This window comes from Mycolicibacterium houstonense, from assembly GCF_900078665.2.
Lineage (GTDB): Bacteria > Actinomycetota > Actinomycetes > Mycobacteriales > Mycobacteriaceae > Mycobacterium > Mycobacterium houstonense.
This window is the reverse complement of record NZ_LT546207.1, coordinates 3,193,136-3,215,499: the sequence shown is the minus strand read 5'-3', so window position 1 is coordinate 3,215,499 and position 22,364 is coordinate 3,193,136. Positions and strand designations below refer to the sequence as shown.

Annotated in this window: 22 protein-coding genes, 4 tRNA genes and 4 pseudogenes; 16 read left to right on the top strand and 14 right to left on the bottom strand. The window is 67.2% G+C overall.

The genetic code is table 11. The features are described 5' to 3' along the window. Nucleotides 1-49: 49 nt before the first annotated feature. From pstS to pstB, 4 genes are read left to right on the top strand one after another with little or no spacing between them, the layout of a single operon-like run. Entirely contained in the window at nucleotides 50-1,189 is a 1,140-nt protein-coding gene (gene pstS, locus BN4332_RS16300; RefSeq protein WP_066899665.1) for a phosphate ABC transporter substrate-binding protein PstS, read from the top strand. Nucleotides 1,190-1,242: 53 nt separating this feature from the next. Next, the gene (pstC, locus tag BN4332_RS16295; RefSeq protein WP_066899663.1) at nucleotides 1,243-2,298 is read left to right on the top strand and encodes a phosphate ABC transporter permease subunit PstC; all 1,056 of its coding nucleotides are present in this window, start codon (nucleotides 1,243-1,245) and stop codon (nucleotides 2,296-2,298) included. After that, on the top strand, nucleotides 2,295-3,209 hold the full coding sequence (gene pstA / locus BN4332_RS16290) for a phosphate ABC transporter permease PstA (RefSeq protein ID WP_066899661.1): 915 nt from the start codon (nucleotides 2,295-2,297) through the stop codon (nucleotides 3,207-3,209). Before pstC ends, pstA begins: the two co-directional genes overlap by 4 nt. Before the next feature lie 9 nt (nucleotides 3,210-3,218). After that, nucleotides 3,219-3,995, top strand: coding sequence for a phosphate ABC transporter ATP-binding protein PstB (gene pstB, locus BN4332_RS16285; RefSeq protein ID WP_055117691.1), 777 nt, complete (start codon nucleotides 3,219-3,221; stop codon nucleotides 3,993-3,995). Nucleotides 3,996-4,011: 16 nt separating this feature from the next. Here the strand turns inward: pstB and BN4332_RS16280 are convergent, their stop codons facing one another. Further along, on the bottom strand, nucleotides 4,012-4,986 hold the full coding sequence (locus BN4332_RS16280) for a quinone oxidoreductase family protein (RefSeq protein ID WP_066899658.1): 975 nt from the start codon (nucleotides 4,984-4,986) through the stop codon (nucleotides 4,012-4,014). An 82-nt stretch (nucleotides 4,987-5,068) separates the two neighbouring features. Here BN4332_RS16280 and BN4332_RS16275 point away from each other — a divergent pair, with 82 nt between their 5' ends. Then, nucleotides 5,069-5,587: a MarR family winged helix-turn-helix transcriptional regulator gene (locus BN4332_RS16275; RefSeq protein WP_066899820.1), complete on the top strand. Its 519-nt coding sequence runs from the start codon at nucleotides 5,069-5,071 to the stop codon at nucleotides 5,585-5,587. 4 nt (nucleotides 5,588-5,591) lie between these two features. Here the strand turns inward: BN4332_RS16275 and phoU are convergent, their stop codons facing one another. From phoU to BN4332_RS16255, 4 genes and pseudogenes are all read right to left on the bottom strand, one after another. Next, complete coding sequence (gene phoU, locus BN4332_RS16270) at nucleotides 5,592-6,257, bottom strand: phosphate signaling complex protein PhoU (protein WP_066899657.1); 666 nt, start codon at nucleotides 6,255-6,257, stop codon at nucleotides 5,592-5,594. A gap of 87 nt (nucleotides 6,258-6,344) precedes the next feature. Continuing rightward, on the bottom strand, nucleotides 6,345-8,753 hold the full coding sequence (locus tag BN4332_RS16265; RefSeq protein WP_066899655.1) for an LCP family glycopolymer transferase: 2,409 nt from the start codon (nucleotides 8,751-8,753) through the stop codon (nucleotides 6,345-6,347). Between the two features lie 233 nt (nucleotides 8,754-8,986). Next, nucleotides 8,987-9,827 (bottom strand): annotated as a pseudogene (gene dusB, locus BN4332_RS16260) (tRNA dihydrouridine synthase DusB). 41 nt (nucleotides 9,828-9,868) lie between these two features. Beyond that, nucleotides 9,869-10,867, bottom strand: a complete 999-nt coding sequence (locus tag BN4332_RS16255) for an acyl-ACP desaturase (RefSeq protein ID WP_066899653.1) — start codon at nucleotides 10,865-10,867, stop codon at nucleotides 9,869-9,871. 579 nt (nucleotides 10,868-11,446) lie between these two features. Between BN4332_RS16255 and BN4332_RS16245 the strand changes: the two genes are divergently transcribed. Together BN4332_RS16245 and BN4332_RS16240 are read left to right on the top strand one after the other, a co-directional pair. After that, on the top strand, nucleotides 11,447-11,875 hold the full coding sequence (locus BN4332_RS16245) for a hypothetical protein (RefSeq protein WP_066899649.1): 429 nt from the start codon (nucleotides 11,447-11,449) through the stop codon (nucleotides 11,873-11,875). Between the two features lie 152 nt (nucleotides 11,876-12,027). Continuing rightward, entirely contained in the window at nucleotides 12,028-12,468 is a 441-nt protein-coding gene (locus BN4332_RS16240; protein ID WP_066899647.1) for a hypothetical protein, read from the top strand. Nucleotides 12,469-12,484: 16 nt separating this feature from the next. On the opposite strand, the gene BN4332_RS16235 is transcribed toward BN4332_RS16240, so the two are convergent. Beyond that, nucleotides 12,485-13,069, bottom strand: a complete 585-nt coding sequence (locus tag BN4332_RS16235; RefSeq protein WP_066899645.1) for a TetR/AcrR family transcriptional regulator — start codon at nucleotides 13,067-13,069, stop codon at nucleotides 12,485-12,487. An 80-nt stretch (nucleotides 13,070-13,149) separates the two neighbouring features. Between BN4332_RS16235 and BN4332_RS16230 the strand changes: the two genes are divergently transcribed. Then, entirely contained in the window at nucleotides 13,150-14,160 is a 1,011-nt protein-coding gene (locus BN4332_RS16230) for an oxygenase MpaB family protein (protein ID WP_066899643.1), read from the top strand. 11 nt (nucleotides 14,161-14,171) lie between these two features. On the opposite strand, the gene BN4332_RS16225 is transcribed toward BN4332_RS16230, so the two are convergent. Together BN4332_RS16225 and BN4332_RS16220 are read right to left on the bottom strand one after the other, a co-directional pair. Continuing rightward, nucleotides 14,172-14,528 (bottom strand): DUF732 domain-containing protein, encoded by a 357-nt coding sequence (locus tag BN4332_RS16225; protein WP_066899641.1) that lies wholly within the window; start codon nucleotides 14,526-14,528, stop codon nucleotides 14,172-14,174. 186 nt (nucleotides 14,529-14,714) lie between these two features. Next, nucleotides 14,715-14,790 (bottom strand) — tRNA-Lys (locus BN4332_RS16220). A 135-nt stretch (nucleotides 14,791-14,925) separates the two neighbouring features. Between BN4332_RS16220 and BN4332_RS16215 the strand changes: the two genes are divergently transcribed. The 3 genes from BN4332_RS16215 to BN4332_RS16205 all read left to right on the top strand — a co-directional run bounded on the left by BN4332_RS16215 (nucleotide 14,926) and on the right by BN4332_RS16205 (nucleotide 15,225). After that, nucleotides 14,926-14,998, top strand: a tRNA-Glu gene (locus BN4332_RS16215). A gap of 35 nt (nucleotides 14,999-15,033) precedes the next feature. Continuing rightward, a tRNA-Asp gene (locus BN4332_RS16210) sits at nucleotides 15,034-15,110 on the top strand. A 41-nt stretch (nucleotides 15,111-15,151) separates the two neighbouring features. Beyond that, nucleotides 15,152-15,225: transfer RNA gene (locus tag BN4332_RS16205), tRNA-Phe, on the top strand. A 33-nt stretch (nucleotides 15,226-15,258) separates the two neighbouring features. On the opposite strand, the gene BN4332_RS16200 is transcribed toward BN4332_RS16205, so the two are convergent. From BN4332_RS16200 to BN4332_RS34400, 3 genes and pseudogenes are all read right to left on the bottom strand, one after another. After that, the gene (locus BN4332_RS16200) at nucleotides 15,259-15,456 is read right to left on the bottom strand and encodes an SCO6045 C-terminal-like domain-containing protein (RefSeq protein WP_235654112.1); all 198 of its coding nucleotides are present in this window, start codon (nucleotides 15,454-15,456) and stop codon (nucleotides 15,259-15,261) included. Then, a pseudogene (locus BN4332_RS34405) lies at nucleotides 15,453-16,070 on the bottom strand (MbnB/TglH/ChrH family RiPP precursor modification enzyme); the annotation flags it as partial. The gene BN4332_RS16200 and the pseudogene BN4332_RS34405, both read right to left, overlap by 4 nt. A gap of 33 nt (nucleotides 16,071-16,103) precedes the next feature. Then, a pseudogene (locus BN4332_RS34400) lies at nucleotides 16,104-16,739 on the bottom strand (TIGR04222 domain-containing membrane protein); the annotation flags it as partial. A 384-nt stretch (nucleotides 16,740-17,123) separates the two neighbouring features. Here BN4332_RS34400 and BN4332_RS16190 point away from each other — a divergent pair. Together BN4332_RS16190 and BN4332_RS16185 are read left to right on the top strand one after the other, a co-directional pair. Beyond that, nucleotides 17,124-17,677, top strand: a pseudogene (locus tag BN4332_RS16190) (YdcF family protein). Nucleotides 17,678-17,749: 72 nt separating this feature from the next. After that, the gene (locus tag BN4332_RS16185; RefSeq protein WP_066899638.1) at nucleotides 17,750-18,349 is read left to right on the top strand and encodes a TetR/AcrR family transcriptional regulator; all 600 of its coding nucleotides are present in this window, start codon (nucleotides 17,750-17,752) and stop codon (nucleotides 18,347-18,349) included. Here the strand turns inward: BN4332_RS16185 and BN4332_RS16180 are convergent. Next, entirely contained in the window at nucleotides 18,342-18,818 is a 477-nt protein-coding gene (locus tag BN4332_RS16180) for a DUF2834 domain-containing protein (RefSeq protein ID WP_066899636.1), read from the bottom strand. The genes BN4332_RS16185 and BN4332_RS16180 overlap by 8 nt on opposite strands. A gap of 89 nt (nucleotides 18,819-18,907) precedes the next feature. Between BN4332_RS16180 and BN4332_RS16175 the strand changes: the two genes are divergently transcribed. Together BN4332_RS16175 and BN4332_RS16170 are read left to right on the top strand one after the other, a co-directional pair. Beyond that, a complete protein-coding gene (locus tag BN4332_RS16175) occupies nucleotides 18,908-19,513 on the top strand; it encodes a TetR/AcrR family transcriptional regulator (RefSeq protein ID WP_066899816.1) in 606 nt (201 codons plus the stop codon). A gap of 64 nt (nucleotides 19,514-19,577) precedes the next feature. Then, nucleotides 19,578-21,134, top strand: coding sequence for a phytoene desaturase family protein (locus BN4332_RS16170; protein ID WP_066899634.1), 1,557 nt, complete (start codon nucleotides 19,578-19,580; stop codon nucleotides 21,132-21,134). On the opposite strand, the gene BN4332_RS16165 is transcribed toward BN4332_RS16170, so the two are convergent. Continuing rightward, a complete protein-coding gene (locus BN4332_RS16165) occupies nucleotides 21,131-21,478 on the bottom strand; it encodes a UBP-type zinc finger domain-containing protein (protein WP_066899632.1) in 348 nt (115 codons plus the stop codon). The two genes, BN4332_RS16170 and BN4332_RS16165, sit on opposite strands and share 4 nt — an antisense overlap. Nucleotides 21,479-21,511: 33 nt before the next feature. Here BN4332_RS16165 and BN4332_RS16160 point away from each other — a divergent pair, with 33 nt between their 5' ends. Continuing rightward, nucleotides 21,512-21,952: an SRPBCC family protein gene (locus BN4332_RS16160; protein ID WP_066899630.1), complete on the top strand. Its 441-nt coding sequence runs from the start codon at nucleotides 21,512-21,514 to the stop codon at nucleotides 21,950-21,952. Nucleotides 21,953-21,962: 10 nt separating this feature from the next. Here the strand turns inward: BN4332_RS16160 and BN4332_RS34395 are convergent. Beyond that, nucleotides 21,963-22,364: thiamine pyrophosphate-dependent enzyme (locus BN4332_RS34395; RefSeq protein ID WP_235654111.1), on the bottom strand; the 402-nt coding region annotated here is incomplete at its 5' end.

Here is a 22,364-nt window from a genome sequence, read left to right as displayed (position 1 = left end):
CCGCATACGTTGCCGGAGAGTTCGAAGCCGTCAACTGAAAGTGGGACAAGTGAAGCTCCTCAGCATTGGCAAGAGTGTTGGCAAGCCGTTCGGTGTCGCTCTGTCCGCGACGGCGATCGCAGCACTCACCCTGACCGCGTGCGGCAGCGACAACAACGCCGCAGGCACCAGCTCGCCGGCCTCGGGCACCGGCGCGGCCTCGTCCGCCGCCTGCGCCGGCAAGAACTCGGTGACGGCAGAGGGCTCGACGGCTCAGCAGAACGCCATTGCGGAGTTCAACAAGGTGTGGGGCCAGGTGTGCTCCGGCAAGACGCTGGCCTACAACCCGACCGGCTCGGGCGCGGGTGTGGATCAGTTCATCGCCAAGCAGGTCGACTTCGCGGGCTCCGACTCGCCGCTCAAGGACGACCAGGTGGCCAAGGCCGCCGAGCGGTGCGGTGGCAACGAGGCCTGGAACCTGCCGCTGGTGTTCGGCCCGGTCGCGCTGGCCTACAACGTCGAGGGCGTCGACAAGCTCGTGGTGAGCCCCGAGGTGCTGGCCAAGATCTTCCAGGGCCAGATCACCAAGTGGAACGACCCGGCCGTGGCCGCGCTGAACGCCGGCGCCACGCTGCCCGACATCGACATCAAGCCGATCTACCGCTCGGATTCCTCGGGCACCACCGACAACTTCCAGAAGTACCTGGCCGCCGCCGCGCCGCAGGCGTGGACCAAGGGTGACGGCAAGGAGTTCAACGGTGGCGCCGGCGAGGGCGCCCAGAAGTCATCCGGTGTGGTGCAGGCCGTGCAGGCCACCCCCGGCTCGATCGGCTACGTCGAGAAGAGCCCGGCCGCCGCGGCCGGCCTGCCGTACGCCCAGATCGACAGTGGCGCCGGCGCGGTGCCGCTGGACGACCAGTCCACCACCAAGGCCGTCGGCGCCGCCAAGGTCAAGGGCGACGGCAACGACCTGGTGCTGGACCTGAACGCGCTGTACGCCTCGAAGGAGGCCGGGGTCTACCCGCTGGTGCTGGCCACCTACGAGATTGTTTGCTCCAAGGGGTATGACGCCGACACCGCCTCGGCCGTCAAGTCCTTCCTGACCGTGGCCGCCAACGAGGGCCAGGCCAGCCTGTCGCAGGCCGGATACATCGCGCTCCCCGACGAGTTCAAGCAGCGCCTGCTGACCTCGGTCGAGGCGATCGCGTAGTTGCCCGGCTGGCATAAGAGGACGAATTTGGGCGAGGATGGGTATTCGACTACATGACCACCAGAGGCCCCGACGGGACAACAGTGACAACGCCGAATCCATCTGATTCGGGGTCTGGGGAGACGCTTGCCTCCCCGTTCCCCGAACCGGAACCCATCTCGACCAATCCGTCCAAGGGAGCCAAGGTTCGCCTGGGCGACCGCATTTTCCGTTGGCTTGCCGAAGGTTCGGGCATCCTGATCGTCGCGCTCATCGCGGCGATCGGGGTGTTCCTGCTCTGGCGCGCGGTTCCGGCGCTGACCCGCAACGAGGAGAACTTCTTCCTCTACGGCGGTAACTGGATCACCACCGACACCTCGGCGATGCACTTCGGCATCCTCGACCTGCTGCAGGTGACGGTGTTCGTCTCGGTGTTCGCGTTGATCCTGGCGATGCCGGTGGCGCTGGGCATCGCGATCTACCTGACCCAGTACGCCACGCGCCGGCTGGCCGGCCCGCTGGCATACCTGGTCGACCTGCTGGCCGCGGTGCCGTCGATCGTGTACGGCGTCTGGGGCCTGTACGTGCTGGCCCCGGTGATCAAACCCGTTGCGGTATGGCTGAATACGAACTTGGACTGGCTGTTCCTGTTCAAGACCGGCAACGCTTCGGTGGCCGGTGGCGGCACCATCTTCACCGCAGGCATCGTGTTGGCGGTGATGATCCTGCCGATCATCACGGCGGTGACCCGCGAGGTGTTCACCCAGACCCCGCGCGGGCAGATCGAGGCCGCGTTGGCCCTCGGCGCCACCCGCTGGGAAGTCGTGCGCACCACGGTGTTGCCGTTCGGTCTGTCCGGCTACATCAGCGGCGCCATGCTGGGCCTGGGCCGCGCGCTCGGTGAGACCATCGCGCTGCTGATCATCCTGCGCGGCACGCAGACCGCGTTCAGCTGGTCGCTGTTCGACGGTGGCTACACATTCGCGAGCAAGATCGCCGCCACCGCAAGCGAATTCAACGACCAGTACAAGGCCGGTGCCTACATTGCCGCCGGCCTGGTGCTGTTCATCCTCACCTTCGTGGTGAACTCGCTGGCCCGCGCCGCGGTCGCCGGAAAGGGACGCTCATGACCTCCACTCTCGAGCGGCCGGTCAAAGTCGCCGCGTTCCAAGGGGTCAGCCTGCGCCGCAAGCTGACCAACCACCTCGCCACGGTGCTGGTGACCCTGTCCCTGCTGATCGCGCTGGTTCCGCTGGCCTGGGTGCTGTTCTCGGTGATCACCAAGGGCATGGCCGCATTGACCTCGCCCACGTGGTTCACCAACTCTCAGGCCGGCATGACCACGTTCACCGCCGGTGGCGGCGTCTATCACGCGCTCATCGGCACCCTGCTGCAGGGCCTGGTGTGCTCGCTGATCTCGATCCCGATCGGCGTGATGGTCGGTGTGTACCTCGTCGAGTACGGCGGTGGGACGCGGTTGGGCAAGATCACCACGTTCATGGTGGACATCCTCACCGGCGTGCCCTCGATCGTCGCCGCGCTGTTCATCTACGCCTTGTGGGTGGCCACCTTCGGGTTCGGCCGGTCCGGCTTCGCGGTGTCACTGTCGTTGGTGCTGTTGATGATTCCGGTGATCGTGCGGGCCACCGAGGAGATGCTGCGGATCGTGCCGATGGATCTGCGTGAGGCCAGTTACGCGCTCGGCGTGCCGAAGTGGAAGACCATCGTGCGGATCGTGATCCCGACGGCCCTTTCGGGCATCGTCACCGGCATCATGCTGGCACTGGCCCGCGTGATGGGCGAGACCGCGCCGCTGCTGATCCTGGTCGGCTACGCCCAGGCCATGAACTTCGACATGTTCAGCGGGTTCATGGGATCGCTGCCGGGCATGATGTACGACCAGATCTCGGCCGGGGCCGGTGCCAACCCGGTGCCCACCGATCGCCTGTGGGGTGCGGCGCTGACGCTGATCCTGCTGATCGCGGTCCTCAACATCGGCGCTCGCGCGGTCGCCAAACTCTTTTCCCCCAAGAAGGTTTAGGAGCCATCCATGGCCAAGCGGCTGGATCTCAAAGACGTCAACATCTACTACGGCGCTTTCCACGCTGTTGCCGAGGTTTCCCTTTCGGTGCAGCCGCGCAGCGTGATGGCCTTCATCGGCCCGTCGGGCTGCGGCAAGTCGACGGTGTTGCGCACGCTGAACCGTATGCACGAGGTGATCCCCGGGGCCCGCGTCGAGGGGTCGGTGCTGCTCGACGGTGAGGACATCTACGGCGCCGGGGTGGACCCGGTAGGTGTGCGCAAGACCATCGGCATGGTGTTCCAGCGCCCGAACCCGTTCCCCACCATGTCGATTCGCGACAACGTGGTGGCCGGCCTGAAGCTGCAGGGCGTGCGCAACAAGAAGACCCTCGACGAGGTGGCCGAGCGCTCGCTGCGCGGCGCCAACCTGTGGAACGAGGTCAAGGACCGGCTGGACAAGCCTGGCGGTGGCCTGTCGGGTGGTCAGCAGCAGCGGTTGTGCATCGCCCGCGCCATCGCGGTGCAGCCCGACGTGCTGTTGATGGACGAGCCCTGCTCGGCGCTGGATCCGATCTCGACGCTGGCGATCGAGGATCTGATCTCCACGCTCAAGCAGGATTTCACCATCGTCATCGTGACGCACAACATGCAGCAGGCCGCCCGGGTGAGCGATCAGACGGCATTCTTCAATCTCGAGGCCACCGGCAAGCCGGGCAAGCTGATCGAGATCGACGACACCGAGAAGATCTTCTCGAACCCGACGCAGAAGGCCACCGAGGACTACATCTCGGGTCGCTTCGGCTGAGTTCGCGCGCGGTTCGTCACGGCGTCAGCACCACGCGGGTTCCCGACGGCTCGCCGGCGTCCCAGACCTCGGCGACGTCGGCCAACGGCCGTGTCTGAGTGCGCAATTCGAGCCGGCCATCGGCGACCATGCCGAACAACGTCGGGAGCGCCTCGGTGCGGGCCCGGCCCAGCACCTCGGGCGGCACGCTGCCGATGCCTACCCCGCTCAACGTGATTCCGGTGCTGCGGAGCACCGCGGCGTCGAGCGGCAGTGTCGGCCCGGCCATCGACCCGATCTGGACGAACCGGGTCCGGTGGTGGTGTGCGGCCGGATGGCTGGTCGTCAGGGCGGTGAGCACCTGGGCGGCGGGCTCGCCCCATAGATAGTCGAGGACCGCGTCGAACGGGCGCCGGGCGTGCATGTCGGCCACCTGCGCACCCAGCTCCTGCTCGCCCAGCGCGATCGTGGCGTGCGCGCCGGCCGAGCGGAGCCAGGCCAGCCGTTCGGTGTTGCGGCCTGCGGCCACCACCGTTTCGGCGCCGAACATGGCGGTGGCCAATTGCACTGCCATGGAACCGGTTACGCCGGTGGCGCCCAGCACCAGGACGTGATCGCCCGGCTTGACCGCGGCGGCGTGAGACAGTGCGGTCCAGGCCGAGATGCCGGGATTGGGCAAGGCAGCCGCCGTCACCGAGTCCACCTGCTCAGGGATGTCGACGCCGCCCGCAGGGTCGACCAACGCCCGCTGCGCCATCATCCCGGAGTATCCGAGCGCGCCGGTGTAGACCCGTCTCCCGTCGGCCAGCCGGGCGACACCGTCGACGCCGGGAATGGCCGGTAGCGCAATCTCCTTGCTGGCGTAGTGCTTTCCCGAGACGAGGGCCCGGGTGAGGTTGGTCAGGGCCGAGGCTTCTACCTCGGCCACCTCTGCGCCGTCACGCGGCTGCGGCTCGGGCACATCGGTGTAGACGGGGTGCCGGCCCCATTCGGTGACCAGTGCGGCCTTCATGAGCGCCTCCTTTGGTTTCCATAGATATGGTTTCTGTGGAAACAATCTACTCAGGCTTGCGGAGGGTGGCAAGATGGTTTCCGTGAAAACCAAACTCGAGCTGATCGACGCCATCACCGGGTTGATGTCCACGGTGGGGGACCGGCTCGGGAACGACGGCGAGGGAGACGCCGAGCGCGATTTCATGGCTGCCCGATGCCCCGAACGACTACAGCAGGTGGTGCAGACACTGCCGACGTCCTCGCTGCACCTGCTGGCCGAGATCGCCGAAGGGCCGATCAGCGTGGTCGGGTTGGCGGCGCGCACCGGCCGGCTCAAGGGCACGGTGTCCAAACACGTGCAACGGCTGGTAGAGGCGGGTCTGGTGATCCGGAAACCGGTACCGGGCAACCGCAAGGAGATCGAACTGGAGCTCAGCCCCGACGGCGAGCTCGTCGCCGGGGTGCACCAGGAGATGCACGACGAGATGGACCGCGGGGCTCGCGACTTCCTGCTGCGTTACCCCAACGCCGATCTGCAGGTGCTGGTCAAGGTGCTGGGGGACCTGGCGAGGGCGCACAAGGACGGAGTCCGTCTGGTGGCGCCCACCGACCAGTCCTGACGCCTTACGTCGAGGGGACGGACTCCCCGTCCGGGTAGGAGCCGGTGACCTGGAAGATGACCCGGCGGGCCACCTCGACGGCGTGGTCGGCGAAGCGCTCGTAGAAGCGGCTCAACAGCGTCACGTCCACGGCCGCGGTCACGCCGTGCTTCCACTCCCGGTCCATCAGCACCGAGAACAGGTGACGATGCAGGTCGTCCATCGCATCGTCTTCCTCCTGGATGCGGGCCGCCTTCTCCGGATCCTGGGTCAGCAGCACCTCGCGCGCGGCGTGACCCAACTCCACGGCCACCCGGCCCATCTCGGCGAAGTAGCCGTTCACCTCTTCCGGCAGCGCGTGCTGCGGATGACGACGGCGGGCGATCTTGGCCACGTGCAGTGCTAGCGCGCCCATCCGGTCCACGTCGGCGACGATCTGGATCGACCCCACCACGGAGCGCAGATCGCCTGCGACCGGCGCCTGCAGGGCCAGCAGCACGAACGCCGACTCCTCGGCCTGGGCGCTCAGGGTCGCCATCTGGTCGTGATCGCTGATGACCTGCTCGGCCAGCGCCAGGTCAGCCTGCAGAAGCGCCTGGGTGGCTCGCTCCATTGCGGTACCCGCCAACTCGCACATCTCGCCGAGTTGATCCGTCAGTGAACGCAATTGCTCGTGGTACTGGGTACGCATGCTGCAAGATTAGGCGGTAACCGGCCGTGTCGTCACGATGCAACGATGAACGAACGGTGAATGGCGTCTGCCTGCCCTTTCCTCCGCCTATTCGCAGGTGGTGTCCGCGGCGTTGGTGACGGTGAGGTCTTCCGGCAGGTGCGTCGGGGTGCTGCTGTTGGTGCCCTTCAGCACGTGCACCTGCACCTCCGACCCGCTGGGTGTGGGCGGGTTGACCGAGTTGAAGTCAGATCCCAGCACCACCTGCACCACGTCGCCCATACCCGTCACCCGTTCGATGGTCGGGTTGGCGAAGGAGCTGGCCACCGTCGCGGCCGCCTCCTCGTTGCCGGGGGAGAAGAACACCGTGGTCGCCGACAGGGTGTTCGGGTAATCGTCGGGGGTGTTGACGTTGAACCCGTGTTCCTGCAGCTCAGTGGCGGCGGTGGAGGCCAGGCCGCTCTGGCCGGTCGAGTTCGACACCTGCACCGTGACCTGCTGTGGTTCGGTGGTGACGGCGCTGACCGTTTCGCCGCTGTCCGTGCTCGCCGGGTCAGGGGCCGCCGCCGTCGACTGCGGCGTTTCCGAGGGAGCCGCGGCCTGGACCGACGACGTCGCCGATTCCGGCGTGCCGGGCACCGGGGTGTTGTCCGGGTTCTTCTCACCGGGCAGCGGTTCGTCGCTGATGATCGCGTCGAACAGGGCCCGCATGTCCTCGGTGCGGGGCACCTCGTTGCCGTAGTCGTCGGCGTATCCGACCGTCGGCACCGTCACGAACGTGATCCGGCCTGCGTTGACACCCTGCACCGACTGGCCGAGGTCGACGAGGTCCTTGGTCCGGATGTTGTCTACGAAGCTGTCGCTGATGAACATGTTGACCACGTTGTTCAGCTTGTTCAGCGAGAAGAACGTGTCCCGGGAGATCAGCGTGCGCAGCAGTGAGGACAGGAACAGCTGCTGGCGTTTGATGCGGCCGTAGTCGCCGTTGAACTCCGTGGTGACCTGGCGGGCCCGCACGTAGTTCAGCGCGGTGTGACCGTCGATGGTCTGGCGTCCGGCCGTGGGCAGGACCGTGCCGAGCTCGTAGTCCTCGAGCGGGGTGGTGCTGCACACCTCGATCCCGCCGAGGGCGTCGACCATCTTCGAGAACCCGGCGAAATCGACGGCCATGAAGCGGTTGATGGACAGACCGGAGAGCTTCTGGATCACCTTGACCAGGCACTTCGGGCCGCCGAAGGCGAAGGCTGAGTTCAGCTTGGTCTCGGTGTAGACGGTGTCCGGCCCGTAGGTCTCGGTCTCCTCGTCGTAGAGCGGACCGTAGGACGCCGTCTCCGGGTTCCACGGCTCGCACTCCATCGGGGTGATCGACAGGTCGCGTGGGAACGACACGGCGACGACGCGTTCCCGGTTGGCCGGGATGTTCACCAGCATGATGGTGTCCGAGCGGGCGCCGCCGGCGTCTTCGGTGCCGCCGGCCCCCATGCCGCCGTTCTCGCCGAACCGGCTGTCGGTCCCGACGATCAGGAAGTTCTCGTCACCGAACTGGGCGTTGGGGTCGAGGATGTCGCGCGAATTGGGATCCAGGGCGGCGACCTTGTTGAGGCTGTTGTTCTTCGATGTCTGCCACTGCCAGGCCCCGCCCGTCAGCACCAGGGCCAAGACGGCCATCATCGCCGCGATGGCACGGCCGGCCAGCATCACCCGGGGGTTGCGCTCCGGCGCGGGCTCGTGGTCGCCCTCGGTCCATTCGCCGTGCTCGTCGGTGTCGTGCTCGTCCGGCGGCACCCGGCCGACCCGCCACGACGGCCGTTGCTGCGGCATGTCGTAGTCGTAGACCGCCAGGGCCGGGAGCACGTCGGTGTTGGCGTTGTCGGTGACGGCGTCGTCGTGCCCGGAGTCGGGCGCCGCTTCGTCGAACGGCTGCTCGAAAGGCTCCGCGAACGGCTCGTCGAAGGCGTCGCCGAAGTGCTCCGGGAACATCTCGGTGTCGGGGAAGTCCTCGGCCTCGGGGAAATCCTCGGGCTCGGGCTCGATCCGGACCGCCTCGATGACGTCGGTCGGATCGGGCACCTCGGGACGGCTGTACGCCGGCGCGGGGAGCGGTTCGTCGAGGTACGCCGGTTCGGGTTCCGGCTCGAACTCCGCTTCCGGCTCGAACTCCGCTTCCGGCTCGAACTCCGCTTCCGGTTCGTACTCGGGCTCGGGTTCGGCAACCTCCTCATACCCGGCCTCGTACTCGGGTTCGTCGTCGTCCTCGAGCCGGTGGCGGGTCGGCGTGAATCCGGTCCCGGCGACCTTGGCGATCAGATCGGCGACAGTTACCCCGTCGGCGTGGCTTCCGGTGGGCTCATCAGGAACCGAAACGTCCGGGAAATCCTCGGGCAGCGATCGATCTTGGCGTTCCCACGGCGCGGCGCCTGGCAAAGGCTGCGGCGATCGGGTAATCCATTGGTTGTCCGACGAATCCCCCGGGGAGCGGCGCCGACGGCCGGGAGTGGCGTTGTCACCGTCACTCATGTCCTAACCGGCCTCCGACTCTTCGAGATTGCGCGTGCGCGTCGGTGCGCATCGTTCCTGCGGTTCTGCTGGCGCTGCTGAGGTTTTCTCCTCATCTCTTCTAGCAGCAGTGTGCGGCGCCGGCCACTTGAGCCGGCCGCAGCGAGGTTCTCATCGTACTGAGACATCCTGAGACTGATCTAGACCCATCCCGGTGACAGGGGCGTCTCGATGTCATCTCGACGCGACCGCGATCAGCCTCCGGAATGCATCACATCGGCCCCGACCGGCACCGCGCAGTCGTCGGGATCGTCGAGCCAGCCCTCCGGCAGCGACACCGACGCGGCCGATCCCTGCCGGCCGCGCGGCCCGNCCCAGGCAGCCACGGCCGATCACCACGCCGTCGCATCCGGTCGCAGCCATCATGGCCAGGGCGTCGTCGGCCTCGAAGATGTCGCCGTTGCCCAGCACCGGGATGCCGGTGACGTGCGCCTTCAGTGCGGCGATCTGGTCCCAGTCAGCCGTCCCGGAGTAGCGCTGTGCCGCGGTACGGGCATGCAGCGCCACGGCCGCCGCGCCCTCCTCGGCGGCGATCCGCCCGGCGTCCAGGTGCGTGTGGTGGGCATCGTCGATGCCGATCCGGAACTTCACCGTCACCGGAATGTCGGTACCTTGCACGCCGCGCACCGCGGCGGCCACGATCTGGCCGAACAGCCGGCGCTTGTAGGGCAGGGCCGACCCGCCGCCGCGCTTGGTGACCTTGGGCACCGGGCAGCCGAAGTTCATGTCGATGTGGTCGGCCATGCCCTCGTCGGCGATCATCTTGGCCGCCAGGTAGGTGGTCTCCGGGTCCACAGTGTAGAGCTGCAGCGACCGCGGAGATTCCTCGGGCGCGAACGTGGTCATGTGCATGGTCACCGGGTGCCGCTCGACCAGGGCCCGAGCGGTGACCATCTCGCACACGTAGAGCCCGCTGACGGTGCCGGCGCGGGCGATCTCGAGTTCACGGCACAGGGTGCGGAACGCCACGTTGGTGACCCCGGCCATGGGTGCCAGCACGACGGGGCTGGGCAACGCGAACGGCCCGATCCGCAGTTGGGATCGGGCCGGCGCTGCCGTCTGGGCGGGGGGACTTGCTACGACGATGACGACACCAACAGGTTCTTCATGGCCTTCTTCTCGGCCATCTTGCGCTCGCGCTCCAGGCGACGCTCCTTGGCGACCTCGAACTTGTCGCAGGCGTCCTCGAGTTCCTCGACGATGCGGCCGAGGTCGTCGCGCAGGCGTGCACCCTCGCCGGTGAAGTCCTCACGTTCGAAGATGCGCCACTTGCGCAGAACCGGCATCACCACATCGTCCAGGTGGATGCGCGGGTCGTAGACACCGCCGACGGCGATGACGACGGCCTTGCGGCGGAAGTCGGGCACGGTGTAGCCGGGCATCTTGAAGTTGTCCAGGACGCGGTGCAGCGAGGCCATGCCCTGGTTGGGGGCGATGTCCAGGCCGGCCGCGGAGACGTCCCGGTAGAAGATCATGTGCAGGTTCTCGTCGGCGGAGATGCGCTGCAGCAGCTGGTCGGCGATCGGGTCGTCGCAGGCCTTGCCGGTGTTGCGGTGGCTGACGCGGGTGGCGAGCTCCTGGAACGACACGTACATCACCGAGTCGAAGAGGCTCTCGGCGAACAGGTCGCCCTGCTGGTTCTGGCCGGGGGAGAAGCCGCGGGTGACCTGCTCGACGCGCAGCTCTTCCAGCTCGACGGGGTCGACGGCGCGGGTGACGACGAGGTAGTCGCGCAGGGCGATGCCGTGGCGGTTCTCTTCGGCGGTCCAGCGGTTGACCCACTGGCCCCAGGCTCCGTCCATGCCCATGTTCATCGCGATCTCGCGGTGGTAGGAGGGCAGGTTGTCCTCGGTGAGCAGGTTCTGCACCATCGCGGTCTTGGCGACCTCGGACAGCTTGGACTGCTCGGGATCCCAATCCTGACCGCCGAGCGCGTAATAGTTCTTGCCGTCCGACCACGGAATGAAGTCGTGCGGGTTCCAGTCCTTACGCATCCGCATGTGGCGGTTGATGCTGGTTTCGACGACAGGCTCGAGTTCGTGTAGGAGCTGCAGGTCCGTGTATTCCTGCGTCATGTGCCCTCACCCTCCTCGCGTCGCGAAGACGCTCAGTTATCTGTACCTGTTGGTTGCAGTCAATATATCTGTGTAACCCGGTGACATCAAGTTGCCCCCGGTGCGTGTCCGATGTTCCTGCGCGGACCAGACGGCGCCGGTACGATCCGCACGAACATCTGTCGGATACCCACACTCGGAGGTAGGGCACACGTGAAGAAGCTCGTCGTCCTCGGCGCCGGAACACTCACCCTTGGTGCCGTGTCGGCGTCGATGCTCGGAGCCGGTACGGCCGGCGCCGACCCCAACCTGGTAGGGCACCCCTACTCGGATGTCGCGACGGCGATCGAGGATTCCGGCGGTACCCCCAAGATCGCCGTGACGGTGGGCGGAAAGCTGTCCCAGGACGACTGCATCGTCACCAATACCTGGAAAGCGCCGACCTTCGAGCACACCGGCGGTGTCGTGATGGTGGCACTGAACTGCGACGGGGATCATGCCACGGCCACCAACCCGGGCGCCTCGGTGGCCAGCCCGGCCGGCCGGCAGGCNAATCTCGCGGACTGACGTTGGTGCAGGACCGTGAGGAGTGGGGCGCATATGAGGAAGCTCGTCGTTGCCGGGGCTGGAACGGCCATAGCTTTGAGCGCAGCCGGCCTGTTCGGAGCAGGTATCGCCGCCGCCGCCCCTGATGTGGTGGGCGAGACGTACGCGGACGCCGCTTCGGCCATCGAGGATGACGGCGGCGAGGCCAAGGTGGCGGTGACCGTCGGCTCCAAGTTGTCGCAGGACGAATGCGTGGTCACCAATGCCTGGGATGCGCCGTTCGTACGCGACGCCGGTGACGAGTACACCCACGCCGAGGACGAGGTGATGCTCTCCCTCAACTGCGACGGCGGCTACGCCTCGGCCACCCACTCGGGTGCGTCGTTGGCCAGCCCGGCCGGGCGAGAGGCCAAGAAGGCCGCCGACGAGGCCGCTGCGGCCGAGGAGGCCGAGCTTGCCGAGGCCAGCACGCCGGACGAGTGAGAATTCCGGCTCGTCAACCCTCCCGACGGCTAGAATTCACCTAGCTCCTGGAGTCCGCGACGTGCGGGCCGTGGGGCGACCGAAACCACGATTGAAGGCGCTGGCCGCCCCACCTCTCCGGGACAGATCACCGGACGGGGAGGTCGAGCTGGATGAATATCGCGATCGGGTTCGGAAGTGTTGTTGCGGCGTCGGCGGCGGGTTTCGCGCTCGCGATGGCCGGCGCGGGGACGGCCGGTGCGGTCCCCGATGTGGTGGGTCAGCCGTACAGCGACGCGGTGACTGCCATCGAGGATGAAGGCGGCACGGCGCACGTCGCCGTCACTGTCGGTAGCCGGTTACCGCGCGAGGAGTGCATCGTCACCAATGCCTGGAGTGTCCGGACGTTGGTGCCGCAGACCGACGACACCTACTTCGAGTACACCGAGGACGTGACTCAGGTGTCGCTCAACTGCGATGGCGACCATGCCACCGAGACCAATCCGGGTGCGTCGATCGCCAGCCCGGCCGGCCGGGAGGCCAAGGCCGCCGCCGATGAGGCCGCCGCGGCCGAGCAGGAAGAGCTCGCCGGGGTCAGCACCCCCGACGAGTAACGGGCGCCCGTAAGGTTCAGAAGCTTCCGGCCCGTCCGAGCAGCATGTCGACGCAGTAGTCGATGAACTGTTCGCGGCTGGCCGGCAACCGGTCGTCGAGGTACGCGGTGAACAGCGCGGTGAGCGCGCCGATCAGGCTGGTGGCGACCATGGCTTGCCGTACCGGATCGGCAATGCGGGTGAGTTTGCGCTGCAACAGCCCGATGAAGTTGGGCATCCACTCCGCGCCCGACCGGGTGAGCACGGGTTCGGATTCGGGGGCCAATAGCAGTACCCGGCCGCGGGTGGGGTCGTCGACCATCAGTGCCACAAAGCGTTCTACCGCGTCGCGCGGGGTGACGGCCGTGGTCAGGGCGCTCATGGCTCGCGCGCAGACATCGTCGTAGACCGCCCGCACGAACGCGTCGCGGTCGGAGAAGCTCTCGTAGAAGTACCGTTCGGTGAGCTCGGCCGCCCGGCACACGGCACGTACCGTCAGGGCCGGACCGTCGGCCTTGCCCAGCAATGTGACGCCCGCAGCGATCAGTTCGTCGCGGCGGCGGGCGGTGCGTTCCTGCAGCGGAACACCCGACCATCGGCCGCGTCGTTGACCGGAAGGCACATCTACTCCTAAGCTCAGATGACAACAGATGTAGTCAGAATTGATTCAGGACCACCGTTCTGTCGGCAGAAAGTGCACCTGTGACACAAGATACTTCTGAGGCATGCCCCGTGACCAGCGGATCCGCGGCGGTGGGGGCCGGTTGTCCGGCTGCTCCCGGCGGATACGAGGCGCCGCCGATACCGCTCGGACCGGATTCGCTGACCTGGAAGTACTTCGGTGACTGGCGGGGCATGCTCCAGGGGCCGTGGGCCGGCTCGATGCAGAACATGCATCCGCAGCTCGGCGCGGCCGTCATGGAGCACTCGATCTTCTTCCAGGAACGCTGGCCCCGGCTGTTGCGCTCGCTGTATCCCATCGGCGGTGTGGTGTTCGACGGCGACCGGGCACCGCAGACCGGTGCCGAGGTGCGCGACTACCACGTCAACATCAAGGGCGTCGACGAGCAGGGGCGGCGCTACCACGCACTGAATCCCGACGTCTTCTACTGGGCGCATTCGACCTTCTTCGTCGGCACCCTGATCGTGGCCGAGCGGCTCGCGGGCGGGCTCACCGAGGCCGAGAAGCGCCAGCTGTTCGACGAGCACATCCAGTGGTACTCGATGTACGGCATGAGCATGCGGCCGGTGCCCAAGACCTGGGAGGAATTCCAGGAGTACTGGGAACACATGTGCCGCAACGTGTTAGAGGACAACAAGGCCGCCCGCGACGTGCTGGACCTCAGTGAGTTGCCGAAGCCGCCGTTCGCCTCGAAGATGCCCGATTGGATGTGGGCGCTGCAGCGCAAGTACATCGTGCATCCGTTGTTCGTCTGGTTCACCGTCGGCCTGTACCACCCCGCGGTTCGCGAACTGATGGGCTACACCTGGTCGGACCGCGACGAGAAGCGGCATCGCTTGCTGGGCAAGGTAATTGGCAAGGTGTTCACGCTGGTGCCCCGGCGTCGCCGCATGCATCCGCGGGCGCGCAGCGCATGGGACCGCGCCACCGGGCGCATTCCGGCCGACGCCCCGCTGGTGCACACCCCGGCCCGTAATCTGCCGCCGGTCGGGCACCGCGACAACGGCATGCACTACTGCCCGAAGGTGTGAGCGGGCGGGCCTCAGCGCCCGAGGAATGACGCGTACTGCGGGCAGTAGATCTTGACCGCACCCCTGACCAGGTTCGCCGCCTGGTGTTTGTCGATGCCCGCCTGGCTCATCAGCTGATTGATGACTCCGCGCACGGTGCGGGCGGGCTCGATCCTGCCCTTCTCGAACGCATCGCAGACGCCGCGGCCGACCGTGCCGGCCTCTTCCGCCGAGTTCGATGGGATCCCCAGATCCTTGACGATCGTGAAGAACTGGTCGTCCTGGGCGGTGGCGTGGGCCGGTGCGACGCCGAAGATGGCGCCGGCGGTCAGTGCCGCCGCACCGATCGCGGTGGCCAAGGCTCGAGTGCTCAGGCGCCGGGACGACATTCTGCTGACTCCTTCGATCAAACTGCGAACGTGAAGACGATGGCGGGATTTCCCGAGAATCTCGCGATCTTGTTCACGCTGGGCCGCACGACCCTCCCGACACGATAGACGGGAGTGGCCGGTGGTGCTCGTGAGTCGGTCACGCGGAGCGCGTGACCTGCTCATGACCTCGCCATGTGGCGATCCTGGTGCCCCCACCAGGGCTCGAACCTGGGACCTGCGGATTAAAAGTCCGTAGCTCTACCAACTGAGCTATAGGGGCGCGAGAAGACAGGGTACAAGATGCTTGATTTTCGTGCTGCGACCACACGGTTTGAGGATTTGGGCCTCCGTACCCTAAGCTATCGAAGCTCCCAACGAACGAGGTTGATGAGTACCCCGGAGAGATTCGGATTAGGCCCCCATCGTCTAGTGGCCTAGGACGCCGCCCTTTCACGGCGGTAGCACGGGTTCGAATCCCGTTGGGGGTACGCATCGCGGAAACGCGGAGCACGCAGGAAAGCAAGGCCCTGTGGCGCAGTTGGTTAGCGCGCCGCCCTGTCACGGCGGAGGTCGCGGGTTCGAGTCCCGTCAGGGTCGCCATCACGGCGAGGCAGTTCGGTTTGCAAGAGCCGGTGCCTTCCGGCCAGGTAGCTCAGTTGGTACGAGCGTCCGCCTGAAAAGCGGAAGGTCGCCGGTTCGATCCCGGCCCTGGCCACTGAGAGAACCCGCTCCCGTTGGCGGGTTTTTTCTATTTGGTCAGCAGCGACCGCAATCGCAACCACAGCCGGCGCCTTGGGGCAGCCGCTCCCGCGTGCGCATCCCGCTTGTGTCGGCACACCTCGCCCGCCGCGGCCACCGCCGCCGGGTCGAACCCGTCCGGCACCGGACCACCGGCCACCAGGGCCCGCACCAGAGCTTCCTGCCGTCGCGCCAAGCTGTCGCTCATGCCCATGCCTTTCGTGCCCGGGTGGTGATGGGTGCGGCGCCCGCGGCCGCGGCGATGGCGTCCAGTTCGTCGAACAGTTCGACCGCCGGTGGGTAGCGGCCGTCGCGCTCGAGCATGAACGGCGTATCCACCCGCTCCCGCAAGGCGGTGACCAGCTCCAGCACCTCGGGCGGAGTCCGGTCGGTGTGGGTGTCGTGGTAGAAATCGCCGCCGTCGTGGCCGCCTGCGACGTGGCAGTAGGCCACCCGCTCGACCGGTAGCCGGGCCAGCTCCCGCTGCGGGTCCAGGCCGCGATTGCGGGCGTTGGCGTAGACGTTCGCCACGTCGAGCACTAGCAGCACGCCCGTGCGGTCGACCAGTTCGGTGAGGAACTCCGACTCGGTGAGATCCGACTCCGGCCATTCCACGAACGAGGCGATGTTCTCCACCGCCAGCGGCACCGGTAACTGCCCGGCGGTGCGTTCGATGTTGCGGGCCAAGACATCCAGGGCCTCACGCGTGCGGGGGACCGGCAGCAGATGCCCGGCCTCGATGCCGCCGGCCCGCACGAAGGCGATGTGCTCGCTGACCAGTGGTGCGCTCAACGCCTGCGCGCAGGCCGCCAGCCGGCCGACNGCCGGGCCATAGGTCTCGAATGCCGGGCGTTCGGCCGGCTTCAGGTAGGCCAGACGCTCCTGTTCGGCGGCCAGGAGGCGTCGTCCGGCCCGGGTCAGCCGGTCTACCGAGAGCAGGCGCGGCAACACGACGACGACGTACCCGATCGACGCCACGATGACCGCCATGAGCGGCACCACGTTCTGGGGGCGTTCGTTCACGTGGTTGACCAGGAGCACGGCATACGCGATGCCCATTGCCAGCACCAGGAACGACGGTGCCGCGCCCCACCGCATCCGGATCCGGTCGGCTCGGGTGCGGACCAGGCCCCGCCGGCTCAACTGCTCTTCCAGAGCGGCCAGGTCGCCCCGAGACGCGTCGTACAGGTTCGGCACGGTGTGGTCCTGGTCGCCGACGACCCGGTTCAGCAGCCGTTCGGTGAACCGGTCGGTGTCCTGGGCCGGCACCGAGTGGTCCACCCGGCGGTTCGCGGTGATCCGTCCACCGGCGCGCAGGGCGGCCAGGGCGGCCACCACCGGGGCGATGTCCGACCGCAGGAACGCCAGCTCGGTCGCGCTCACGGGTTCGCCGGTCACCGGGTGTCGTGGTGCCGTGGCGATCCGCCAGAGCACCGCGAACACGGCCGCCGCGGCCAGTGCCGCCAGGTATCCGTACGCTCCCGCGGTCATTGCCGCGGAGTAGTCGTTGATCGACATCGCCTTCACCTCCGTGTGTTTCGGGTCGAGCCATGATGTGCGGACCCGGCCCGCTACCGGTCACAAGTTTCAGATCCGTCGTTTCGTCGTGCGGGCCGGCTGAACCAGTCACTGTGCACGGTTGGAGACAGGAGGCGGTGAGGAGTTGGTGGCGGTTGTCTGAGGAAAATCCAGGCCGGCCCGCACGTGCCGGAGATGACGGCCGACGCGGCCGAAAGTAACAGAAGGCACAATGCGCCTCACGGAGCATATCTGTAACATCGCCCTCATTGGCACCGATAATCACGCGTGTCGCAATCTGATGGGGGTGAGACCGTGCGCCGAGCGCGTGCATCGGCCGGCCGCTTGCGGCGATTCCTGGCGACGACGGTGCTGGCCCTGGCTGTCGCGTGCGGCGGTCTCACCCCGGCGGTGGCACATGCGGCGCCGGCCGTGGCGGGCAAGGACTTCACCAAGCCCGCGATCGTGATCCTGGGTTACGGTCTGCAGCCGGACGGATCGATGCGCACGATCCTCTATCACCGCGTGCTCACCGGCCTCGCAGTCGCCCAGGCGTTTCCGCAATCACCGGTGATCGTCACCGGTGGAAATCCGCGCAACGGCAAGACCGAAGCCGGGCAGATGCGCAATCTGCTACTGACACTTGGTTTTCCGGCCAACCGCATCTCGTCGAAGACCGGGCCAACAGCACCGTGCAGAACGCGCGGTTCTCGGTTCCGCTGGCCAAGAAGGCGGGTGCGACGGGCATCATCGTGGTGACGTCCTCGACACACCAGGGCCGCGCCGATCAGAATTTCGCCGACGCCGGCGGGAACGTGCTCGCGACGGTGAGCTTCCCGGACGGCGATCCGTCGGTGAACATCGCCCAATTCGTGCGGGATGTGTTGAGCCCATTCACGGCGATCGGCTGATCACCGCGCGTTACGCTGCGCTGTACATGGTCGACCGTGCGCCGCTGATCGGCACTACGATGGCAGCCCGAGATGAACAGTTCCACCACATCGGTTGAGGCCGGCAAGAGCGCGTATCGGACGCGTCTGCTCGAAGCCCTGCTCGAATCGATCGTCGAGGACGGCTACCAGAACACCACGGTCGCCGACATTGTGCGGCGGGCCAAGACCTCGCGCCGCACCTTCTACGAGTATTTCGACAGCCGCGAGCAGTGTTTCGTGGCGCTGCTGAGCAGCGTCACCGCCCAGCAGGCACGGGGGATCGTCGGCGCGGTGGATCGCAGTGCCCCTTGGCAGGCCCAGGTGCGTCAGGCTGTCGAGGCATGGATCGCCTCCTACGAGGATCATCCGGAGTTGATGCTGGCCTGGATTCGTGACGTGCCGACGCTGGGAAGCGCGGCGCGGGCACTGCAGCGGGAGTCGATGGAGGGATTCATCGCGATGGTGCAGGCGATGATCGCGACGGACGCGTTCCGCTCGGCGGGGGTGGCGATCTCGCGGAATCGCATCATCATGATGCTGGGCGGCCTGCGCGAGCTCACCGCGGTCACGGTGGAGAGCGGTGGTCAGGTTCGCGAGATCACCGAGGATGCCGTGGTGGCCTGCACCGCGTTGTTGACGCCGCTCAGTTGACCGCGACCTCGGCCCGTTGGTGGCGGCGCTGGCGTTCCATGGTCGCGAAGTAGAAGGCGAATGCGAACGCGAAGCTGGTGAACAGGCTCGCGACGAAGAAGAGCCAGGGATGGCGGATTCCGCGCCGCAGCCCGTCGATGATCGTGAACAGCGGCAGCAGAACGACATTGGCGATCGTGTAGTCGGCGCTTGCCGAACTCGCGGCGGGGTTGGTGTACCCCAGGGTGATGAACTCGGTCCAACTTCCGGGTCCCCAGATCGGGTTGCCGTCCGGTACGGCGTATTGCGCGATGAACTGCGCGTTGAAATACCAGCAGATCGGGATCGATGCGAGGCCGACGAGGTAATAGGCCAACTCGGCGCGGGACAGGGCAGGCCCGGGCGGCCTCGAGAAGATGTGTGGGTTGAGGCGGATCACCAGGACGACGACGGCGACGCCCAGGATCGCGTGAACGATGAGAGACACCATGCCGTGAGCACACTCGCCCGCCGAAGTTTTGTCAATATTGACATTTCGTGGGGCTCGGATGTGTCGACGGATGCGGTAACTTCACCGGCATGGTCAGGCCCGCGCAGACCGCGCGCAGTGAGCGCACCCGCGAGGCGCTGCGTCAGGCCGCCCTGGTGCGGTTCCTGGCGCAGGGGGTCGAGGACACCTCGGCCGAGCAGATCGCCGCGGACGCCGGGGTGTCGCTGCGTACCTTCTACCGCCACTTCACGTCCAAACACGATCTGCTGTTTGCCGATTACGACGCCGGCTTGCACTGGTTCCGTGCCGCCCTGGCTGAGCGGCCTGCCACCGAATCGGTCCTCGACTCGGTGCAGTCGGCGATCCTGGCATTCCCCTACGACGTCGACGCGGTGACCAAGATCGCCAGCATGCGTGCCGCCGAACTCGATCCGGAACGCATTGTGCGGCACATCCGTCAGGTCGAATCCGACTTCGCCGATGCGGTGGCCGATCTGCTGGTGGCCCGCCACGCCGGGGTGCCGCGGGGCGATGAGCGGCTGCGGATCGTGGTCAATGCCAGGTGCGTGGCGGCGGCCGTGTTCGGCGCCATGGAGCTGTGGATGGTGGGCAATGACGCGGGGGAGCGGTCGCTGCCCGAACTGGCGCGGATGTGCCGGACCGCGCTGGAAGCGCTGCGGTCGGGTCTGGACTGACGCCCGCGAAGTACCAGTTTTGTCATTATTGACAAAACTGGCGTTCCGATGTCAGCCTCAGTCGATGGCGGACTACGACGCGATCGTGATCGGTGCCGGGCACAACGGACTGGCCGCGGCGGCCCTGTTGGCCCGTGCCGGAATGCGGACACTGTGCCTGGAGGCCGGGCGGTACGCCGGCGGGATGGCGTCGACCGTGGAGTTGTTCGACGGCTACCGGTTCGAGATCGCCGGGTCGCTGCAGTTCCCCACCTCGGCGGTGGTGAGCGCCGAACTCGGACTGGACACCTTGCCGACCGTGGACCTGGAGGTCATGTCGGTATCGCTGCGCGGGATCGGCGATCCGCCGGTCGTCTACTACGCCGACCCGATGAAGATGCTCGCCCACCTCGGTGAGGTGCACGGCGCCGACGCGGTCACCGGGATGGCCGGACTGATGGCGTGGAGCCTGGCCCCAACCCGGGCGCTGGGTCGGTTCGACGCGGGCCGCCCGCCGCGGTCGCTCGACGAGATGTATGCCTGTGCGACAACCGAATCCGAACGGTCGGCGGTCGACGATCTGCTGTTCGGATCGGTCAGCGGCGTGCTGGACCGCTACCTGCCGGATCGGGAGAAGCACGGCGCGTTGCGCGGCATGCTGGCCTTCCTGGCGGTCAACACCACCTACCGCGGGCCCGAGACGCCGGGCAGTGCGGCCGCCCTTGCCTACGGACTCGCGGTACCCGACGAGAACGCCATGTTGATGAAGAAGCTCGCAGGCGGGATCGGTGCCCTGACCGACCACTTGTCCGGCCGGTTCACCGCGGCGGACGGGGAATTGCGATTGCGCAGCAGCGTCGAACACATCCTGGTCGACGACGGCCGGATCCGCGGGGTCCGCCTGGCCGGCGGAGCGACGATCACCGCACCGGTCGTGGTGTCGGCGATCGCCCCGGACACCACGATCACCGAGCTGATCGACCCCGACGCGCTGCCCGCCGAGGTGCGCGAGCGGTTCACTCGGGTCGACCACCGTGGCAGCTATCTGCAGATGCACTTCGCCCTCGACGGAGCGCCGACGTTCGGCTCCCCGTACGAGATGTTGAACGACCCGGAAATGCAGGCTGCCATCGGTCTTTTCAGCACGCCGGAAGAACTGCAGCAGCAGTGGCAGGATGCCCGGCGCGGGATCGTGCCTGCCGATCCGGCGATCGCGTTCCAGGTTCCGTCGGCGCACGACCCCACCCTGGCCCCGGCGGGAAAGCACGCTGCTTCGGCGTTCGCCCTATGGTTTCCGGTCGAGGAGTCGGCCTCCGGTTACGGCGAACGGAAGGCCGAGATGGGCCGGCGGGTCATCGAGAAGATCACCCGGCTGGCACCGGATTTCCAGCGCCGCATCATTCGGCACACCACGTTCACGCCGCGGCACATGGGCACCATGTTCGGCGCCCCCGGTGGCGACTACTGCCACGGCCTGATCCATCCCGAGCAGATGGGCCCCAACCGTCCCGGACCGAAAGGCTATGTCGGTCAACCGATTCCCATCGACGGGCTGTACCTGGCCAGTGCCGGGTGCCACGGTGGGCCCGGGATCACCTTCATCCCTGGTTACAACGCCGCCAAGGCCGTGCTGGGCGGCTAACGATTGCGAAGCTGAGCGGCCCAGTCCACGGGCACGCGGCCTTTCGGGCCGGGCACCGGCTGGTCTCGCGGGTGGGACTGGGGTGGTGCGAGCTCGGGGCCGTCGTAGTACTGGTTGGTCTCGAAGTTCCAGAACCAGTCCTCACCCGGCTCGAACGACCGGATGATCGGATGGCCGGTGGCGCGCCAGTGCGCCGACGCGTGGCGTGCCAGCGAGTCATCGCAGCAGCCGATGTGCCCGCACGCCGCGCAGCGCCGCAGGTGCACCCACCACCCGCCGTCGGCTTCGCAGTCCACACAGCCGGTCCCGCTGGGGCGCACCGTCGGATCAACCGCATCGCTCATATTGTCGAGGTTAGCCCGGGTACCCTTCGGCCCATGGCAACCAGCGATTCTCGTGAAGTAGTGATCGAGGCGACCCCGGAGGAGATCCTCGACGTCGTCGCGGACGTGGAGGCGACGCCCACCTGGTCACCGCAGTACCAGCGCGCGGAGATCCTCGAGACCTACGAGGACGGCAGGCCCAAGCAGGTCAAGATGACCGTCAAGGCCGCCGGGCTGACCGACGAGCAGGTGATCGAATACACCTGGGGTGACAACAAGGTGAGCTGGACGCTGGTGAGCGCGGGCCAGCTCAAGGCGCAGGACGCCAGCTACACGTTGACGCCCGAAGGGGACAAGACCCGGGTTCGGTTCGACATCACCATCGATCTGTCGGTGCCCCTGCCCGGCTTCATCCTCAAGCGGACCATGAAGGGCGGGGTCGAGACCGCCACCGACGGCCTGCGCAAGCAGGTGCTCAAGGTCAAGAAGGGCTGAGCCGCCGGATTCAACCCGCGTTGGCCGCCGAGGCCGACTGTGCCAATTCGGTCAGCAGCGGCGGGATGTCCATCCGGCCCAGCATCACCTCCAGGAACACCATGCGCTGCGGCGTTTCGGCTGCGGCGCTCAGCGCGTCGTCGAGCTCGCCATAGGTGCTGACCCGGAAGGTGAGCGCGTCGGGCACCCCGAGCGCGGCGGGCAGCTCGGTCCAGCGCCATCCGGTGATGTCGTTGTATTCGGCTGTGACACCGTGGATTGCGCGTTCCACGGTGTACCCGTCGTTGTTGACCACGATGACGACGGGCGCCAGGCCCTCGCGGCCGAACGCGCCCAATTCCTGGATGGTGAGCTGGGCCGCGCCGTCGCCGATCAGCAGCACGGTGCGCCGCGCGCGGTCGGCCAGCCCGGC

Excerpts from the sequence above, each read along its gene's own strand:
- pstC (WP_066899663.1), top strand. The coding sequence starts at position 1,243 with ATGACCACCAGAGGCCCCGACGGGACAACAGTGACAACGCCGAATCCA.
- pstA (WP_066899661.1), top strand. The coding sequence starts at position 2,295 with ATGACCTCCACTCTCGAGCGGCCGGTCAAAGTCGCCGCGTTCCAAGGG.
- pstB (WP_055117691.1), top strand. The coding sequence starts at position 3,219 with ATGGCCAAGCGGCTGGATCTCAAAGACGTCAACATCTACTACGGCGCT.
- BN4332_RS16280 (WP_066899658.1), bottom strand. The coding sequence starts at position 4,986 with ATGAAGGCCGCACTGGTCACCGAATGGGGCCGGCACCCCGTCTACACC.
- phoU (WP_066899657.1), bottom strand. The coding sequence starts at position 6,257 with ATGCGTACCCAGTACCACGAGCAATTGCGTTCACTGACGGATCAACTC.
- BN4332_RS16265 (WP_066899655.1), bottom strand. The coding sequence starts at position 8,753 with ATGAGTGACGGTGACAACGCCACTCCCGGCCGTCGGCGCCGCTCCCCG.
- BN4332_RS16255 (WP_066899653.1), bottom strand. The coding sequence starts at position 10,867 with ATGACGCAGGAATACACGGACCTGCAGCTCCTACACGAACTCGAGCCT.
- BN4332_RS16245 (WP_066899649.1), top strand. The coding sequence starts at position 11,447 with ATGAGGAAGCTCGTCGTTGCCGGGGCTGGAACGGCCATAGCTTTGAGC.
- BN4332_RS16240 (WP_066899647.1), top strand. The coding sequence starts at position 12,028 with ATGAATATCGCGATCGGGTTCGGAAGTGTTGTTGCGGCGTCGGCGGCG.
- BN4332_RS16225 (WP_066899641.1), bottom strand. The coding sequence starts at position 14,528 with ATGTCGTCCCGGCGCCTGAGCACTCGAGCCTTGGCCACCGCGATCGGT.
- BN4332_RS16200 (WP_235654112.1), bottom strand. The coding sequence starts at position 15,456 with ATGAGCGACAGCTTGGCGCGACGGCAGGAAGCTCTGGTGCGGGCCCTG.
- BN4332_RS16185 (WP_066899638.1), top strand. The coding sequence starts at position 17,750 with ATGAACAGTTCCACCACATCGGTTGAGGCCGGCAAGAGCGCGTATCGG.
- BN4332_RS16180 (WP_066899636.1), bottom strand. The coding sequence starts at position 18,818 with ATGGTGTCTCTCATCGTTCACGCGATCCTGGGCGTCGCCGTCGTCGTC.
- BN4332_RS16175 (WP_066899816.1), top strand. The coding sequence starts at position 18,908 with ATGGTCAGGCCCGCGCAGACCGCGCGCAGTGAGCGCACCCGCGAGGCG.
- BN4332_RS16170 (WP_066899634.1), top strand. The coding sequence starts at position 19,578 with ATGGCGGACTACGACGCGATCGTGATCGGTGCCGGGCACAACGGACTG.
- BN4332_RS16165 (WP_066899632.1), bottom strand. The coding sequence starts at position 21,478 with ATGAGCGATGCGGTTGATCCGACGGTGCGCCCCAGCGGGACCGGCTGT.
- BN4332_RS16160 (WP_066899630.1), top strand. The coding sequence starts at position 21,512 with ATGGCAACCAGCGATTCTCGTGAAGTAGTGATCGAGGCGACCCCGGAG.